The sequence below is a fragment of the Candidatus Solirubrobacter pratensis genome (genome assembly GCF_000425945.1).
In the GTDB taxonomy this organism is placed as follows: domain Bacteria; phylum Actinomycetota; class Thermoleophilia; order Solirubrobacterales; family Solirubrobacteraceae; genus Solirubrobacter; species Solirubrobacter pratensis.
Genome location: NZ_AUEK01000006.1, coordinates 160,822 through 175,984, shown reverse-complemented (window position 1 = coordinate 175,984; position 15,163 = coordinate 160,822). Strand labels below are relative to the sequence as shown.

At 72.6% G+C, this 15,163-nt stretch carries 13 protein-coding genes; 10 read left to right on the top strand and 3 right to left on the bottom strand.

Annotation, left to right across the window (positions count from 1 at the left end; all coding sequences use genetic code 11):
- Positions 1-65: 65 nt before the first annotated feature.
- Complete coding sequence (gene glgB / locus H958_RS0104620; RefSeq protein WP_028057797.1) at positions 66-2,231, top strand: 1,4-alpha-glucan branching protein GlgB; 2,166 nt, start codon at positions 66-68, stop codon at positions 2,229-2,231.
- Positions 2,232-2,449: 218 nt separating this feature from the next.
- Positions 2,450-3,409 (top strand): GGDEF domain-containing protein, encoded by a 960-nt coding sequence (locus H958_RS42745; protein ID WP_196807209.1) that lies wholly within the window; start codon positions 2,450-2,452, stop codon positions 3,407-3,409.
- Positions 3,410-3,424: 15 nt separating this feature from the next.
- Here the strand turns inward: H958_RS42745 and H958_RS0104610 are convergent, their stop codons facing one another.
- Positions 3,425-4,615: a hypothetical protein gene (locus H958_RS0104610; protein ID WP_028057796.1), complete on the bottom strand. Its 1,191-nt coding sequence runs from the start codon at positions 4,613-4,615 to the stop codon at positions 3,425-3,427.
- A 40-nt stretch (positions 4,616-4,655) separates the two neighbouring features.
- Between H958_RS0104610 and H958_RS0104605 the strand changes: the two genes are divergently transcribed.
- Positions 4,656-5,609 carry a nucleoside hydrolase gene (locus tag H958_RS0104605; protein WP_028057795.1) on the top strand — a complete coding sequence of 318 codons (954 nt, stop codon included), beginning with the start codon at positions 4,656-4,658 and terminating at the stop codon, positions 5,607-5,609.
- 21 nt (positions 5,610-5,630) lie between these two features.
- On the opposite strand, the gene H958_RS0104600 is transcribed toward H958_RS0104605, so the two are convergent.
- The gene (locus H958_RS0104600) at positions 5,631-5,879 is read right to left on the bottom strand and encodes a hypothetical protein (RefSeq protein WP_028057794.1); all 249 of its coding nucleotides are present in this window, start codon (positions 5,877-5,879) and stop codon (positions 5,631-5,633) included.
- A 169-nt stretch (positions 5,880-6,048) separates the two neighbouring features.
- Here H958_RS0104600 and H958_RS0104595 point away from each other — a divergent pair, with 169 nt between their 5' ends.
- From H958_RS0104595 to rocF, 5 genes are all read left to right on the top strand, one after another.
- Positions 6,049-6,750: a VIT1/CCC1 transporter family protein gene (locus H958_RS0104595; RefSeq protein WP_037409271.1), complete on the top strand. Its 702-nt coding sequence runs from the start codon at positions 6,049-6,051 to the stop codon at positions 6,748-6,750.
- A 347-nt stretch (positions 6,751-7,097) separates the two neighbouring features.
- On the top strand, positions 7,098-7,508 hold the full coding sequence (locus H958_RS45875; RefSeq protein WP_156027682.1) for a hypothetical protein: 411 nt from the start codon (positions 7,098-7,100) through the stop codon (positions 7,506-7,508).
- Positions 7,509-8,665: 1,157 nt separating this feature from the next.
- On the top strand, positions 8,666-9,967 hold the full coding sequence (locus tag H958_RS34995; RefSeq protein ID WP_196807207.1) for an extracellular catalytic domain type 1 short-chain-length polyhydroxyalkanoate depolymerase: 1,302 nt from the start codon (positions 8,666-8,668) through the stop codon (positions 9,965-9,967).
- An 88-nt stretch (positions 9,968-10,055) separates the two neighbouring features.
- Positions 10,056-10,418: an MmcQ/YjbR family DNA-binding protein gene (locus H958_RS0104570; RefSeq protein WP_028057790.1), complete on the top strand. Its 363-nt coding sequence runs from the start codon at positions 10,056-10,058 to the stop codon at positions 10,416-10,418.
- An 89-nt stretch (positions 10,419-10,507) separates the two neighbouring features.
- Positions 10,508-11,398, top strand: a complete 891-nt coding sequence (gene rocF / locus H958_RS0104565; protein ID WP_028057789.1) for an arginase — start codon at positions 10,508-10,510, stop codon at positions 11,396-11,398.
- Between the two features lie 9 nt (positions 11,399-11,407).
- Here rocF and H958_RS34990 read toward each other — a convergent pair whose 3' ends face one another.
- Positions 11,408-12,871: a bifunctional lysylphosphatidylglycerol flippase/synthetase MprF gene (locus tag H958_RS34990; RefSeq protein ID WP_051323820.1), complete on the bottom strand. Its 1,464-nt coding sequence runs from the start codon at positions 12,869-12,871 to the stop codon at positions 11,408-11,410.
- Between the two features lie 158 nt (positions 12,872-13,029).
- Here H958_RS34990 and H958_RS0104555 point away from each other — a divergent pair, with 158 nt between their 5' ends.
- Together H958_RS0104555 and H958_RS0104550 are read left to right on the top strand one after the other, a co-directional pair.
- Entirely contained in the window at positions 13,030-13,707 is a 678-nt protein-coding gene (locus H958_RS0104555) for a response regulator transcription factor (RefSeq protein ID WP_028057788.1), read from the top strand.
- Positions 13,704-15,104, top strand: coding sequence for a sensor histidine kinase (locus H958_RS0104550; protein WP_051323819.1), 1,401 nt, complete (start codon positions 13,704-13,706; stop codon positions 15,102-15,104). Before H958_RS0104555 ends, H958_RS0104550 begins: the two co-directional genes overlap by 4 nt.
- The last annotated feature ends 59 nt before the right edge of the window (positions 15,105-15,163 follow it).

Genomic DNA, 15,163 nt, shown 5'->3' with positions numbered 1-15,163 from the left:
ACGCTGAAGCACGACGGCAAAAGGGGCTTGGGACAAGCGCCGAGAGGGAAGGCACCACGCGAACCATGAGCGACGCAGACCGTCTCCTTTCCCGGCAGCACGCCGACCCCCACGCCTACCTGGGCGCGCATCCCGAGAACGGCTCCGTCGTGGTGCGCGCCTTCCACCCGGCCGCCGCGCACGTGACCGTCTCAGCCGGCGGCGAGCGCGCCGAGCTCGAGCAGGTCCACCCCGGCGGCGTCTTCGAGGGCCGGATCGACGGCGCGAAGCTGCCGCTCGACTACCGGCTCGAGGTCGACTACGGCGAGTCCGGCACCGTCACCATCGACGATCCGTACCGCTTCCTCCCGACCGTCGGCGAGCTCGACGTGTACCTGCTCGGGGAGGGCCGCCACGAGGAGCTGTGGCAGCGGCTCGGCGCGCACGTGCGCGAGATCGACGGCGTCACGGGTACGTCGTTCGCCGTCTGGGCGCCGTCCGCCCGAGCGGTCTCCGTGGTCGGCGACTTCAACTTCTGGGACGGGCGGATTCACCCGATGCGGTCGCTCGGCTCCTCCGGCATCTGGGAGCTGTTCCTCCCGGGCGTCGGGCACGGCGCGGTCTACAAGTACGAGATCATCGCGCCCGACGGGGAGGTGCGCCTGAAGGCCGACCCCGTCGCGTTCGCGACCGAGGTGCCGCCCAAGACCGCCTCGGTCGTGCACGACTCGCGCTACGAGTGGGCCGACGAGGAGTGGCTGGAGGAGCGGCGCAAGAGCACGGCGCTCGACGGCCCGATGGCGATCTATGAGGTCCACCTCGGCTCGTGGCGGCTGAACCCGCTGGAGGGCAACCGCTCGCTGACCTACCTCGAGCTGGCCGACGAGCTGTCGGCGTACGCGCTCGACATGGGCTTCACGCACATCGAGCTGCTGCCGGTGATGGCGCATCCGTTCACGGGCTCGTGGGGGTACCAGGTCACCGGCTACTTCGCGCCCACGCCGCGCTTCGGGTCGCCGGACGACTTCAAGGCGTTCGTCGACCGGCTGCACGCCAACGGCCTCGGCGTGATCCTCGACTGGGTGCCGGCGCACTTCCCGCGCGACGACTTCGCGCTCGCCCGCTTCGACGGCACGGCGCTGTACGAGCACGCCGACCCGCGCCGCGGCGCGCATCCGGACTGGGGCACCCTGGTGTTCAACTTCGGGCGCCACGAGGTGCGCAACTTCCTCGTAGCCAACGCGCTGTTCTGGCTGCGCGAGTACCACGCGGACGGCATCCGCGTCGACGCCGTCGCGTCGATGCTCTACCTCGACTACTCGCGCGAGGAGGGCGAGTGGGTGCCGAACCGGTACGGCGGCAACGAGGACCTCGAGGCGGTCGAGTTCCTGAAGGAGTTCAACGAGGTCGCGCACGGGCGCGAGCCGGGCATCGTCTCGGCGGCGGAAGAGTCGACGGCGTGGCCGGGCGTCTCGCGGCCGACCTACCTCGGCGGCCTCGGCTTCGGCTTCAAGTGGAACATGGGCTGGATGCACGACACGCTCGAGTACTTCAAGCAGGATCCGGTGTACCGGCGCTGGCACCACCACGAGCTGACGTTCAGCCTCGTCTACGCGTTCACCGAGAACTTCATCCTGCCGCTGTCGCACGACGAGGTCGTGCACGGCAAGGGCTCGCTGCTGAACAAGATGCCGGGCGACCGCTGGCAGAAGCTCGCCAACCTGCGCGCGCTGTACGCGTACATGTGGGCGCATCCCGGCAAGAAGCTGCTGTTCATGGGGCAGGAGTTCGCGCAGGAGGCGGAGTGGAGCCATGAGCGCTCGCTCGACTGGCACCTGCTCGAGCAGCCCGAGCACGCGGGCATCCAGTCGCTCGTGCGCGACCTCAACCGCGCCTACAAGGCCGAGCCGGCGCTGTGGGAGATGGACTACGACGGCACGGGCTTCTGGTGGATCGAGGCCAACGCGGCCGACGACAACGTGGTCGCGTTCGCGCGCCGCACGAAGGACTCCGAGCGCGTGATCGTCTTTGCCGCGAACCTCTCGCCGGTGCCGCGCCACGGCTACCGCCTCGGACTCCCGCGCTCCGGCCGCTGGCGCGAGGCGCTGAACACCGACTCGGGCTACTACGGCGGCTCCGACCAGGGCAACCTCGGCGGCATCGACGCCGAGGGGATCGCCTGGCACGGCCAGCCGTTCTCGGCCGAGGTCACGCTGCCGCCGCTTGGGGTCGTGTGGCTGGTGCCCGAGTAACGTCGCCCGGACGTCGGATTCCGCCGCCCGTCTGAGGCGCGGGCCGGCGGTGCGAAGCGGAAGACGACGGGAGGGCGAAATTTCGTTCTCAGGACGTCGGATTCCGCCGCCCGTCTGAGGCGCGGGCAGGCGGTGCGAAACATCGTTCTCTGAGATCAAGGTGGCGCGGGTGGAGTCGATCTACCGGATCGATGTTTCCCGCCGACGAGCGACGCCTGATGGGCCCGGTCTCCGGGCTCCTGTGGCTGGCGGGCGCCGCCACGGCCGCCGCGGGCTGGCTGCTGCCCACCTCGCCGCACGCGCACGCGGCCTGGTTCTGGGCCCTGTTCGCCCTCACCGTCGCCTACGGCGCCGCATGCATCAGCGGCACGATTCCGTGGGAGCGCGTCACGCTCGCCGGCCATGCCGTCGCCGTGACGGCGCTGCAGCCGCTCGTGGCCGCGAGCCTGTGGCTGACCGGCGGCGCCGACGCGTTCATGGGCCCGGTGCTCGTGCTGCCGATGCTCTACGTCGCGTACTTCTTCCCGCCGCGCTACGCGTGGCCGCTCGCCGCGCTCGAGGTGGCGACCTACGCCTCGCCGCTGCTCTATGACGACGCCCATCTGCTCGTCCAGCGCACGTTCGGCTACGCCGTCGCGTACGCCGGGCTCACGCTGACGATCCAGTTCCTCAAGCGCCGCCTGGTCGAGGCCGAGCGCCACCAGCGCACGATGGCGCACCAGGACCCGCTGACCGGACTCGCCAACCGGCGCGCGTTCGACGCCGCGCTCGAGCACGCGCTGGGCGGCGAGCTGATCCGCTTCGCGCTGCTGTTGATCGACGTCGACGCGTTCAAGCAGATCAACGACCGCTTCGGCCACACGACCGGCGACCGCGTGCTGCGCGAGCTCGCGGCGCACGCGTCCGCCGAGGTCCGCTCCGGGGACTGCCTGGCCCGCATCGGCGGCGACGAGCTGGCGCTCGTCGCGCCCGGCGCCGGGCGCGACGCCGCCTTCCGGCTCGCGGATGCGCTGCGCGACGCTGCCCGGCGCGTCGCGCCGGCACACGGCGAGATGCCGATCTCGATCACCGTCTCGCACGCCGTCTACCCGCTCGACGGCGCCGACCGGTCGACGCTCATGCGCGCGCTCGACCACGAGCTCCACGCCGGCAAGACCCTCAGCCGCGCGACAAGATGAATCCCTCAGAGGCGTTTATCTGCGCGGCACGCGGACCGTGCGGCTCGTGCCCGGCACGTGCGCGCCTGCGTCGTGCGCGACGACCACGACGCGGTAGCTGAGCGCGCGCGAGCGGCGTGAGACCGTGAAGCGGTAGCGAGAGCGGTTGTTGGACAGCGCGGTCGGCTTGGCGCGTTTGACCAGCAGCCAGCGTCCGCTGCTCGTCTGCCGCTGCAGCGAGACGCGGCCGGACGGCACTGCGGGCCACGTCGCGCCCGTCAGCCGCACCCGCTTGCCGCTCAGGCGCCGGCTGCGCAGGCCGACCTTGACCGCCACCGAGGCGGTCACGACCGGGCTGGTGACCGGGATCGCGGTGCGGGTGACGACGCGCAGGCGCGTCGTGGAGTAGAGCGCCGGGACGGTCAGGGTGAAGCTGCCGGAGCGGTTCGCCGTCGCCGTGGCCGCCTGGCGGTAGCCGGCGCTGAACGGGAAGTCCTGGCGCTCGAGCGCGACGGGGATCGAGCCCTGGCCGCTGACCTTGCCGGCGATCGTGACTCCGCTGCCCCAGACGGGGCGCGTCGTCGAAGGGGTCAGCGCCACCGCGGTCGGCGTGCGCGAGGTGGTGAACGTGCGGTCGCCACCGCGGGTGACGCCGGCGGCGTTGGTGGCGACGGCGCGGTAGTGGTAGCGCGTGTTCGGCTTCAGCCCGGCGATGGGCGCGCTCGCCGCGAGGCGCGCGGTCCCGGCGCCGAGGGGCTGCTCGGCGGTGCTCGCGCCGTAGGAGGTCGATGCGCCGTACTCGAAGCGCACGGTCGTCGCGAGGCCGTTCGGCGTGACGTTCGCGCGCAGTGTCGCGCCCGCAGGCCCGACGCCCGCCGCCGAGACCGAGCTGACCGAGGGCGCCCGCGCGGCCGCGGCGGTGCGGAAGGTGCGGTCGGCGCCCTGCGAGCCGCCGCCGGCGTTGGTCGCGACGAGCCGGTAGTGATAGGTGGTGTCCGGTGTCAGCCCGCCGAGCCCGGCGCTGATGGAGACCGCCGAGCTGCCCGCGCCCGCGTCGCTGTCGGCCGTCGCGAGCCCGTAGGAGGCGCTGGTGCCGTACTCGAAGTGGTAGGCCGTCTGGACGCCGCCCGGGTTCACGGTGCCGGTGAGCGTCGCGGTGGACGTGGTGATGGAGTCGGCGCCGCCCGTCGTGGCGACGGCGGCGGCGAGCAGGGCGGCGAGAAGCATGTCGGGACTCCAACACGCCCGCGCGCGCGAAGATGCGCCGATGCCGACGCCTGTGATCATCGACTGCGACCCTGGCCACGACGACGCGATGGCGCTCCTGCTGGCGCTCGCCAGCCCGGAGCTCGAGCTCGCCGCCGTGACCACGGTGGCCGGCAACCAGACCATCGAGAAGGTGACCGCGAACGCGGTCCGCGTCCTCGACATCGCGGGGGCCGACGCGATCCCGGTCGCGGCCGGGGCCGACCGCCCGCTCGTGCACCCGGCGCGGGTGGCGTCCGAGGTCCACGGCGAGACGGGCCTCGACGGGCCTGAGCTGCTCCCGCCGTCGCGCGAGCCCGAGCCCGTCCATGCGGTCGAGCTGATGGCGCGGCTGCTGCGCGAGCGCCCCTTGACGCTGGTGGCCGTCGGCCCGCTCACCAACGTCGCGCTGCTGCTCGCGCTGCATCCGTGGGCGGCGGACCGGATCGAGCGCATCGTGCTGATGGGCGGCGCGATCGCCGAGGGCAACGTGACGCCGGCCGCCGAGTTCAACATCTGGTGCGACGCCGAGGCCGCGCAGCGCGTCTTCAGCTCGGGCATCGACGTCGCGATGGTCGGGCTCGACGTCACCCACCGCGCGCGCCTGACGCCGCAGCGCGCCGAGGGCCTGCGGGCGAGCGGCCGCGCCGGCGCGTTCGTGGCCGACCTGCACGCGTTCTACAGCCGCTTCCACGCGACGATCTACGGGGATGCCGCGACGCCGGTCCACGACGCGCTCGCCGTCGCGTCGCTGATCCGGCCGGCGCTGCTGCACCTGGAGCCGCTGCACGCGGAGGTCGACACCTCGCTCGGCCTCTGCCGCGGTCGCACGGTCGTCGATCGCTGGCGCCGGACGGGGCTGGAGCCGAACTCGCAGGTCGCGGTCGACGTCGACGGCGACGGGTTCATCGACCTGCTGTGCTCCCGAATCGCGTCGCTGGGTGAGCGTCGGGTCTCTCCATCGGCTCGGGCATGATCGGCTCCCGGGCGTGCCAGGTCACCACCGACCCGGGATCAGTCGCTTGGTGTGGGCCTGGTAGCGGCGGTAGCGCTCGCCGAGCACATGGTTCAGCTCGGCTTCCTCGACGTGGATGCGCCGGACGATTGCGGCGAGCGCGACGCCGATCAGGATCCGCGTCGCGCGATCGCGGTCGCTACGGCCGTTTCCGGTCACGAAGTCGCGCACGCGCAGGAATCCCTCGAGCAGGGCCCAGCAGGCGAGCGTGAGATCGACGACGAGGAACACGGGTTCGGCGGTCGATTATCGACGCCGCCGGCGGCGCCGAAGCTCGCGGGCGCCAGGCCCGAGCCGCGCGCGACCGCCGCCTCCGGCGCGACGTGACCGCGTCACGTGTGCGACCGGCAAGCCGCGGAAGCCGCACGTTCAAGACGCATGATTGACTGAAGCGATCCTCGTGCGTGCGCCGTCGGCTCATCGCGAAGTTCATCTCAGTCAACGTTCGAATTGGCTGCGGGCCGCGGTGCTGGGCGCCAATGACGGGATCGTGTCGACGGCGAGCCTGCTGCTCGGGGTCGCGTCGTCGGGCGCCTCGCGCGCGGCGATCCTCACCGCGGGCGTCGCGGGGCTGGTCGCGGGAGCGCTGTCGATGGCGGCGGGGGAGTATGTGTCGGTCAGCTCGCAACGCGATGCCGAGACGGCCGACCTGGCGGTCGAGCGGCGGGAGCTGCGCGACGATCCCGCCGGGGAGTTGCGTGAGCTCACGGGGATCTATCAGCGCCGCGGGCTCTCGGCGGAGTTGGCGGGCGAGGTCGCGGACGCGCTCACGCGCCACGGCGCGTTGGAGGCGCACGCGCGTGACGAGCTCGGGCTCGAGGAGCCGCGGCGCGCGAGGCCGCTGCAGGCGGCACAGGCGTCGGCGCTGGCATTCTCCGCGGGCGCGGCGCTTCCGGTGCTGGCCGTGGCGATCGCTCCGGCGGCCGCGCGTGTGGCGGTCACCGTGATCGTGACGCTCGCCGCGCTCACCGCGCTGGGCGATCTCGGCGCCCGGCTCGGCGGCGCGCCGCGGCTTCCGGCGACGGTCCGGGTCGTCGTGTGGGGTGCCATCGCGATGGCGGTCACCGCGGCGATCGGCGCGCTCGTCGGCGGGGTCACGTGATCGCCGGGCTCGCAGGTCCTGTCCTCGTTGCCGCTCGTCGCGAAGGCGATGACGAAGAGACTCGGACCCCGCGGTCATCGGTGCGACGCCGACCCGCGAGCCGGGCGTGACATCGGCCCGGGTCTGGGTACTCCAATGGCATGGCCTCGGACCGTCGGCAGAACGGCGTCCGCCGGCCGGCCGGAAAGCCCGGACGGCAGCCACCCAGGCAGCGCGAGACAGGCGACGGGGAGCCGCCTCGCCGTGGGGGGAAGCCCGCGGCGCGCTTGGGGCTGTCCGCGGTCGAGCGATCTGCCCGGGGCCTCGGCGAGACGGTGACGAGTGGCGGCACGGCCGCGGGGGAGACGGTGAGAAAGACCGGCAAGGCCGCCACCCGCACCGCCGGGGAGACGGTGAAGAAGACCGGCGCGGCCGCCACCCGCACGGCCGGAGAGAGCGTCGGCAAGACCGGCAAGGCCGCGACCCGCACCGCCGGAACGGTGAGGAAGACCGGCAAGGCCGCCACCCGGACCGCCGGTCAGACGGTCAGCAAGACCGGCGAGGCCGCGAAGCGCACCACCGAACGGGTCACGACCACCGCGAAGGATCTCACCACGGACGTCGCCGGAGGGATCGGAACGCCCTCGCGGACCCCAGCCTGGGTGAGCGCGGGCGCGGCCGCGCTCGCGCTCGGCGGCCTCGCCGTGCGCCGCCGGCGGCGACGCCGGCGCGCCCGCACGGCTGAGCAGGGCACCCTCGAGCCCGGGCCGGAGTCCTGACCGCGGCCGGGGCCGGTCGTACGCGGCACACACGGCTCCGTCCGATCGACACGTCCTCGTCACACACGGCCGGCCCGCCATCGGCGACGGCAGGGCCACGCTGCAGCGCGCGCTCGAGAGCGCCCCATGGCAGCGCCCGAAGCGAGTGGTCAGCCGCACGTCCTCCTGACGGCTAGCCGCCGAAGCACGACGCGGCGTGCCGGCCGCGGGTTCGATCAGCTGCTCGACGGGACGACCCGCATCGACCAGGCACTCACGATGCAATCGTTTCGCTCGCTGCTTTCGCGAACCTTCGCGCCGGCGTCGGCGCAGGCCAGGAGGAAGTACCCGCCCGGGGGAATTTCTGAGGACTTTTCGTGAGGTAGAAGGTGGTGCGGGCGGATGCCGCCTTCGCTTTGCCGGCGTTCTAGACGGACACTGCGGTGGAGAACTGCTGCGCCGCCGCGCGCTGGGATGGAGAATCGACGAGGAACGTGATGCGAAGGTCGGGCCTCGAGGTGGTCGCGGCCGCCAACGCCGGCACTCCAGCGAACGCCGCGGTTCCGGCAGCGGCGCCAGCGAGCAGGATGCGTCGTGCGCTCATATCACCATTCGATCGGAGGGCATGTGAGAGCAAGCGGTGAAGCTATCGGGATTGTTCGCACGCCAACCTCGACCCGCGTGGCATACCTGCTGCACCGCGTACCGACCGCTGCTTGACCAGCCCGCTCGCGGGCCCCGGAGCTGCGTGAGCGCGCTCCGGAAGGCGCCACCATCCTGGTCGACGGCACCGTCTGTTTGCGTCTTCCCCAGACGGCCGCGGCAGAAGTTCGTGGTTCGTTCCATCGATGGGTGGTCCATGGTCGGGTAACTAGTGGTCCGAGGGTCAGCCGTAGGAGGCGACTTGGCCAGTGTGGCGCCGAGTGCGTTGCTGCGCGGGCACCGACTGCGGAGGACGAGCCGTGCCGCGATATGCGGCCGCGGATGGTCATGCGATGTGAGGAGACGAGGGAGCAATGGAAGACGGCAACACGGAGCTCCGGTGCGAAGGTCGGAGACCGGGACCGAACGGCATCGTCCATCGGCGACGAGCACGGCTCCGGGTCACGGTGGCGATGCTCGTGGCGGCGGCCGCCGCGCTTGTGCCGGGATCCGCGAGGGCTGCGACCGGAACCCTCATGTCGGCGGACTACTCCGGCTCTGAGGGAGCCCAGCACTACGAGCTGTACGTTCCGTCGACGTACCAGGCGGGGACGCCTATGCCGCTGGTCGTCGCCTTGCATGGGTGCACGATGACCGCTGACCAGTTCCGCCTGCTGACGCGCTGGGACGCGCTGGCGGAGGCGAAGGGCTTCATCGTGGTCCTCCCGCAGCAGGACGCCGGCGCGAACACGTTCAAGTGCTGGAACTTCTTCCAGGACGGGAGCATGCACCGCTCCGCCGGCGACCCCGCACGAATCGCCGCAGTGACGAGCTTGATCGAGAACACGTACAACGTCGATCCCCATCGGGTCTACGTGACCGGACTGTCGTCCGGAGGCGCGATGGCCTCGGTCATGGCTGCGACCTACCCCGACTACTTCGCCGCGATCGGCGTCGGCTCGGGCTGCGAGTACGCAGCCACGGCTGCGTGCGCGGGCTACAAGAGCGCCGATCCCGCCCAGGCAGGCCGGCAGGCCTACGCGGAGATGGGCCCTCGCGCCCGCCCGATCCCGTTCATCGCGTTCCAGGGCGATGCGGATACCGCGGTGCCGCCCACCAACGCCGACCAACTCGTCCAGCAGTGGCTTCTGACCGACGACCTGGCCGATGACGGAGCGGCGAACGGCTCGGTGCCGAGCAGGCCGGTCAAGACCACCCCGGGCTTCGCGGCAGGAGGCCACCTCTACACGGTCCGCACCTACGACGACAACCACAAGGCTGAATTGGCGAATTATTGGCTCGTGCGCGGCATGAAGCACGCCTGGTCCGGCGGCGACCCGTCGCAGCCCTACTCCGACCCGTCGGGGCCCGACGAGACGGCAGCCATGTACGCGTTCTTCCAGAGCCATCCCGCGATGTCCCTGACGCGACCGGCACCCCCGGCGCGGCGGACGACGCCCGCAGCGCGAGCCGTGACGAAGACGGCGGCGGCGGCGGGCGTGCCCACCGTGTCGAAGCCGAAGCTCTCCCGCGGACGGATCGTCTTCACGATGTCGGGCGCAGGGTCGATCACGCTACGGCTCCAGCAACGCGTCGCCGGCCATCTGAAGAAGGGTCGCTGCGTGACCGGCAAGCAGACGCGCCGCGGATGCACGAAGTACTCGACCAGGGCGAAGCTCGTGCGCACGGTGCCGAGCGCCGGCCGGATCTCCATCACGCTACCCAAGAAGGTCCGCGGGCACCGGTTGTCGCGTGGGCACTACCGCGCCGTGGTGACGCCCGCCGACGCCGCGGGGCACCCCGGCAGGTCGCAGACCCTGGCCGTCGTCATTCGCTAGCGGTCGCCGAGAGGGCGCGCGGCATCCTCGTGGGGAGGCGAGGATGCCGCGGGCGACCCGCTCGCCGATCCATGGGACGATGCGGCGCATGGATGCGACGGAATTGCGTCGGTGGTGCCTCCGGCAGGCTGGGGCGATCGAGGATTTCCCGTTCGGGTCCGAGCACTCCGTGTTCAAGGTCGCCGGCAAGATGTTCGCCCTGAGCGCACTGGACCGCGAGCCCCTGGAGGTGAGCGTCAAGTGCGAGCCGGAGCTCGCGGTCCGGTTGCGCGACAGCTATCCCGCCATCCGCCCCGGCTATCACCTCAATAAGCGCCACTGGAACACGGTCACACTCGACGCAGGCGTTCCCGACCAGATGGTGTACGACATGATCGAAGACTCGTACGACCTCGTTGTGAGCGCCCTCCCGAAGCGCGTGCGCGAGCAGCTCGGCTGGGCGCCCGGCTGAGTCCACGGACGATGCCCTCGGCGGCAGCACGGCGCCGTGGCGAGGGCCGCCTTGCATACGGCGCTGGGCGAGTGCTGTAGACCACGCGTATGAAAGCCGCGATCATCGGCGCGCCGCTCGATCTTGGCGCGGGCAGGAGGGGCGTCGACATGGGGCCGTCCGCGATCCGGTACGCGGGACTCGAGGAGCGGTTGAGCGCGCTGGGGGTCGAATGCGTCGACCGCGGAAACGTCGCAAGCCCCGTGGCCGAGGCGACGTCCGAGGACGACCCGCGAGCGCGCTTCCTGCCGGCGATCCGCGAGACGTGCGAGCGGATCGCCGGATTGGTCGGCGCGGCGCTGGACGAGGGCCGCGTCCCGATCGTGCTCGGCGGCGATCACTCGATCGCGCTCGGCACGCTGGGCGGTCTGGCTTCGCGGCGTGGTCCCGGAGCGGTGCTGTGGTTCGACGCGCACGGTGATCTCAACACGCCCGAGACGACGCCGAGCGGCAACGTCCACGGGATGCCGCTGGCGGCTTCGCTCGGGCGCGGCGGTCGCGCGTTCGAGAGCCCGGCGTGGTCGCTGCCGGCGGTGGAGCGCGAGCGGGTCTCGGTCATCGGCGCGCGTGAGCTCGATCCCGGGGAGCGGGCGCTCATCGGCGACCTCGGCCTTGCGGTGCACACGATGAGCGAGCTGGACCGCCGCGGGATCGAGGCGGTCGTCAGCGAGGCGCTCGAGCGCGCTGCCGGAGCCCGGTTCGTCCACATCTCGCTCGACATGGACGGCCTCGACCCCGAGGTCGCGCCCGGCGTCGGCACGGCTGTGCGCGGCGGCCTGACGTATCGCGAGGCGCATCTCGCGATGGAGCTCGTCGCCGACGCCGGGCTGCTGTCGTGCCTGGAGATCGTCGAGGTCAACCCGATCCTCGATCGCCAGAACGCCACCGCCGCACTCGCGGTCGAGCTCGCCGCCAGCGCGTTCGGGGCCAAGACGCTCTAGCCGGCGCGCTCACCGCCGAAAGGCGCGCGCGGGCAGGACCTCGAGCGCGCGCTTGCGGAGCGCGTGCTGAGACGGCGGAGCGGGCAGCCACCCCTCCGCCCACAGCGTCGCGAGCCCGACGCGGGGCAACTGGAGCGGGTGGCTGAACAGCAGGTACCGCGGCTCCCAGCGCGGCGCGAAGCGCGCGTTGAAGCGGTGCAGGCGCTCGATCTGGAACCAGCGGTCAGCGACGCGCAGCAATCGGGCGAGCGCCCGCTCCAGCGCGTTCGCGGGCGCGCGCAGCCAGCGCCCGAACGTCGCGAAGTTGAGTGAGAACTCCTCCAAGCCGGCCTCGCCGAGCAGCCGTGCGGACTCGACGACGAGGAACTCCGTCAACCCGTTGGGCGTGTCGCGGTCCCGTCGCATGAAGCCCAGTGACGCGGCCGCGCGCCCGAACGTCGGTACGAAGTGCAGGAAGCCGCGGACGGCGCCGTCGCGGTCGCGGGCGAGCACGACGAGCGCGTCGGGCAGCAGCTCGTCGTCGAGCCGGTCGTGCGCCATCGAGAACCCGCGCTCCGGTACGCCCGCGCGCCAGCCCTCGCTGACCGCCTCGAGCCGCCCGAGAGTGTCCGCGTCCAGATCGGCGACCCGGAGCAGCTCGGCGCGGTACCCATGCCGCGCGACGCGCCCGACCGCCTTGCGCAGCGTCTTGGTCGCCGGCGAGGAGAGGTCCATCGGCCCGGTGGCGACGAGCGCCTCGTCGCCCATGTACAGGCGGTACAGGCCGGACTCGCGCGCGATGTCGGCAAACGCCGCGCTCGCTGCGACCACCCCGAGCGCGAGCCCGTGACCGCGGGCATGCTCGATCGCGTCCTGGAGCAGCGCGGCCTTCGCCTCTTCGGTGCCCACCGGGTCACCCGCCAGCAGCAGCGTGCCGGCCCGCACGCAGTACCCCGCGAGCGCCCCGCCGTCCCGCGACCAGCGCCGCTGGAGGTCGCCGCGCAATTTGAAGGCCGCGAGCGTGTCGGCGCCGTGGCGGCGCACGACGGCCGCCGCCAGCGAACGCTCGCCCGGGACCGCTGCCTCCGGCGGAAGCCCGGCGGAGATCACGTGAAACGTGTCGCGCCAGCGCCAGAGGCCGCCGGCGAGCGCCCAGCTCAACAGCGCCTCCTCCACGTCGAGGCCCTTCAGCAGGTCGACGGCGCCCATCGCCAGCAGCAGCGCGATCGCCGCGTGCGCGGCGCGTCGCCGGCGGCGGAACAGCAGCCACGCCGCGGCGAGCAGACCGACGCCGGCCGGGAACGCGAGCGAACGGGCCAGCTCGATCTCGGCGACCGGCGCCAGGGTCAGCAGCGCGTCGACACGTGAGGGCAACTCCGGCGTCAGCGCGGACGCGATGTTGATCGCCCCGACCACGGCGGTCGCCAGCGCGACGAGCGCCGGGACGCGCTCTTCGGCCGGGCGGGGCGGCGGCGCTCCTGGGAGGAATCGCATGTCAGTCGAATGTGGCGGCGACCCCATGACCACGACCTGAACGCATGCTCACGTCGCCGGGCGATCCAGTGTCCTCGCGCCGCCGGACCATGTTCCCGCGCGGACCTGCATGCGCTCGTCGCGGCTGCCTGTGAAACCGCCGATGGTACGGTCCGGCAGTGAGGGTGCTGGTCGTCGAGGACGACGATCGAGTGGCGGGCGCGCTGTGCGATCTCCTTGGTCGGCATGGGTTCGCGATGATGCGCGCTGCGGGCGTGACGCAGGCGCTGGCGCAGCTCGACGACTCCGTCGACATCGTGCTGCTCGACCTGATGCTTCCCGACGGGGACGGGTTCGACTTGTGCGCGCGGATCCGCGGCGCTCGCAACGTGCCGATCCTCATGACGACCGCGCGCTCGGAGCTGCGGTGGCGCATACACGGCCTCCACCTCGGCGCGGACGATTACCTCGTCAAGCCGTACGACGCGCGCGAGCTGATCGCGCGCATGCTCGCCGTCCATCGCCGTATGCGCGCCGCGGCGCCTCCCGCGCCGCCGTCCGCCGGGCGTGTCGTGCGGGTGGGCGGCGTGCGGATCGACCTCGGTCGCCGCGAGGTCACCGTGGCGGGCGATCGGGTGCCGCTGACCCGCAAGGAGCTCGCGCTGCTGGAGGTGCTCGCCGAGCACCCCGGCATCGTCGTGCGCCGTGAGCGCCTGCTGTCGCGCGTGTGGTCCTCGGCATACGAGTTCGACGCGCACACGCTCGACGTCCACGTCGCGGCGGTGCGGGCGAAGACCGGGATGCGCGGTCTGATCGAGACGGTGCGCGGCGTCGGGTACCGGCTCGGCGACGGGTGAGCGTGCGCAGGCGGCTGCTCGGTCTCGTACTCGGGTCGATGGCGGTCGTCCTGCTGGCGCTCGGCGTGCCGCTCGGGATGGACGTCGCATCGGTGCGCACGCAGCGCGTCTTCCTCGACCGCCTCGAAGGCGCGAACCGTCTCGTCGCGGTCGCCGAGCAGGCGGTTCAGAGCGGTGACGTCTCCGAGCTCGCGGCCCAGCTCGCCCGCTACGACGACCTCTACGGGACCGCCGTCGCCGTGCTCGACCGGGGTGGCCGGGTGCGCGCGGCGTCGCGGCCCGGGCTCGAGGCGCAGGCGCTCGGCCGCCGGGCCGCCGTCGCGCTGACCGGCGCCCATGGCGAGCCGCCGCGCGCGATCTGGCCCTGGACGCGCGATCCACTCGTGGTGGCCGAGCCGGTGATCGACGGCGGGGAGGTCGTCGGCGCCGTCGTCACGATGTCGCCGACGAGCCGATTGAGACGCGCGATCGCGCGCGCATGGCTGACGCTCGGGATCGGCGAGCTGTCCGCGGTGCTCGGATGCGTCCTGCTGGCCTCCAGGCTCGCGCGCTGGATCCTGCGACCCGTGCACGAGATCGACGTCACGGCACACGCGATCGCGAGCGGCAGGATGGCGGCAAGAGCGCCGGACGCGAAGGGGCCGCCGGAGCTGCGGCGGCTCGCGAGCTCGTTCAACCAGATGGCGGCGCTCGTGGAACGCCAGCGGTGCTTTCTCGCCGACGCGTCCCACCAGCTCCGCAATCCGCTGCACGCGCTGCTGCTGCGGCTCGATGCGCTCGCGCTGCGGGGGCCCGACGCCGAGGCGGATGCCGCGGCGCGCGAAGGACGCCACCTCGCCGCCGTCCTCGAGCGGCTGCTGCAGCTCGCGCAGCCCGAGGATCCCGGCGCGCCGCCGCAGCGCGTGGACCTCGTGCCGATCGTCGAGCAGCGCATCGGCGCGTGGTCGGCGGCGGCGCGCTCCAAGCGGATGACGATCCGCCGCGCCGGCGGGAACCACGTCGAGGCCCTCGCCGATCCCGTCGCGCTGTCCAGCGCGCTCGACGCGGTGATCGACAACGCCGTCAAGTTCGGGCCGCCGGGCTCGACCGTGTGCGTCTCGGTCGACCGGCAGGCCGGCGGTCCCATGATCAGCGTCCGGGACGAGGGGCCGGGGCTGCGCCCGGACGAGCTGCGCCGCGCGAGCGATCGCTTCTGGCGCCGGCCCCAGAGCACCGGGGGCTCCGGGCTCGGCCTCGCCATCGCCCGCACGCTGCTCGACCACGGCGGCGCGCGGCTCGACATCCGCTCAGGAGAGCCGCGCGGGCTCGAGGTGCTCCTGCGGTTCCCGCCTACGTCAAATCTTCCTCAAATCCGGGCGGCGGCGAAGCCGCGCGCGCGTATCGTCCGCGCGGGGTAGGGGCGCGGCGGGCGGGTCTCGCCGTCGCCGGATTCTCTCAACGCGTTTCATGAGGTGGG

Excerpts from the sequence above, each read along its gene's own strand:
- H958_RS42745 (WP_196807209.1), top strand. The coding sequence starts at position 2,450 with ATGGGCCCGGTCTCCGGGCTCCTGTGGCTGGCGGGCGCCGCCACGGCC.
- rocF (WP_028057789.1), top strand. The coding sequence starts at position 10,508 with ATGAAAGCCGCGATCATCGGCGCGCCGCTCGATCTTGGCGCGGGCAGG.
- H958_RS0104570 (WP_028057790.1), top strand. The coding sequence starts at position 10,056 with ATGGATGCGACGGAATTGCGTCGGTGGTGCCTCCGGCAGGCTGGGGCG.
- H958_RS34995 (WP_196807207.1), top strand. The coding sequence starts at position 8,666 with ATGTCGGCGGACTACTCCGGCTCTGAGGGAGCCCAGCACTACGAGCTG.
- H958_RS0104610 (WP_028057796.1), bottom strand. The coding sequence starts at position 4,615 with ATGCTTCTCGCCGCCCTGCTCGCCGCCGCCGTCGCCACGACGGGCGGC.
- H958_RS34990 (WP_051323820.1), bottom strand. The coding sequence starts at position 12,871 with ATGCGATTCCTCCCAGGAGCGCCGCCGCCCCGCCCGGCCGAAGAGCGC.
- H958_RS0104605 (WP_028057795.1), top strand. The coding sequence starts at position 4,656 with ATGCCGACGCCTGTGATCATCGACTGCGACCCTGGCCACGACGACGCG.
- glgB (WP_028057797.1), top strand. The coding sequence starts at position 66 with ATGAGCGACGCAGACCGTCTCCTTTCCCGGCAGCACGCCGACCCCCAC.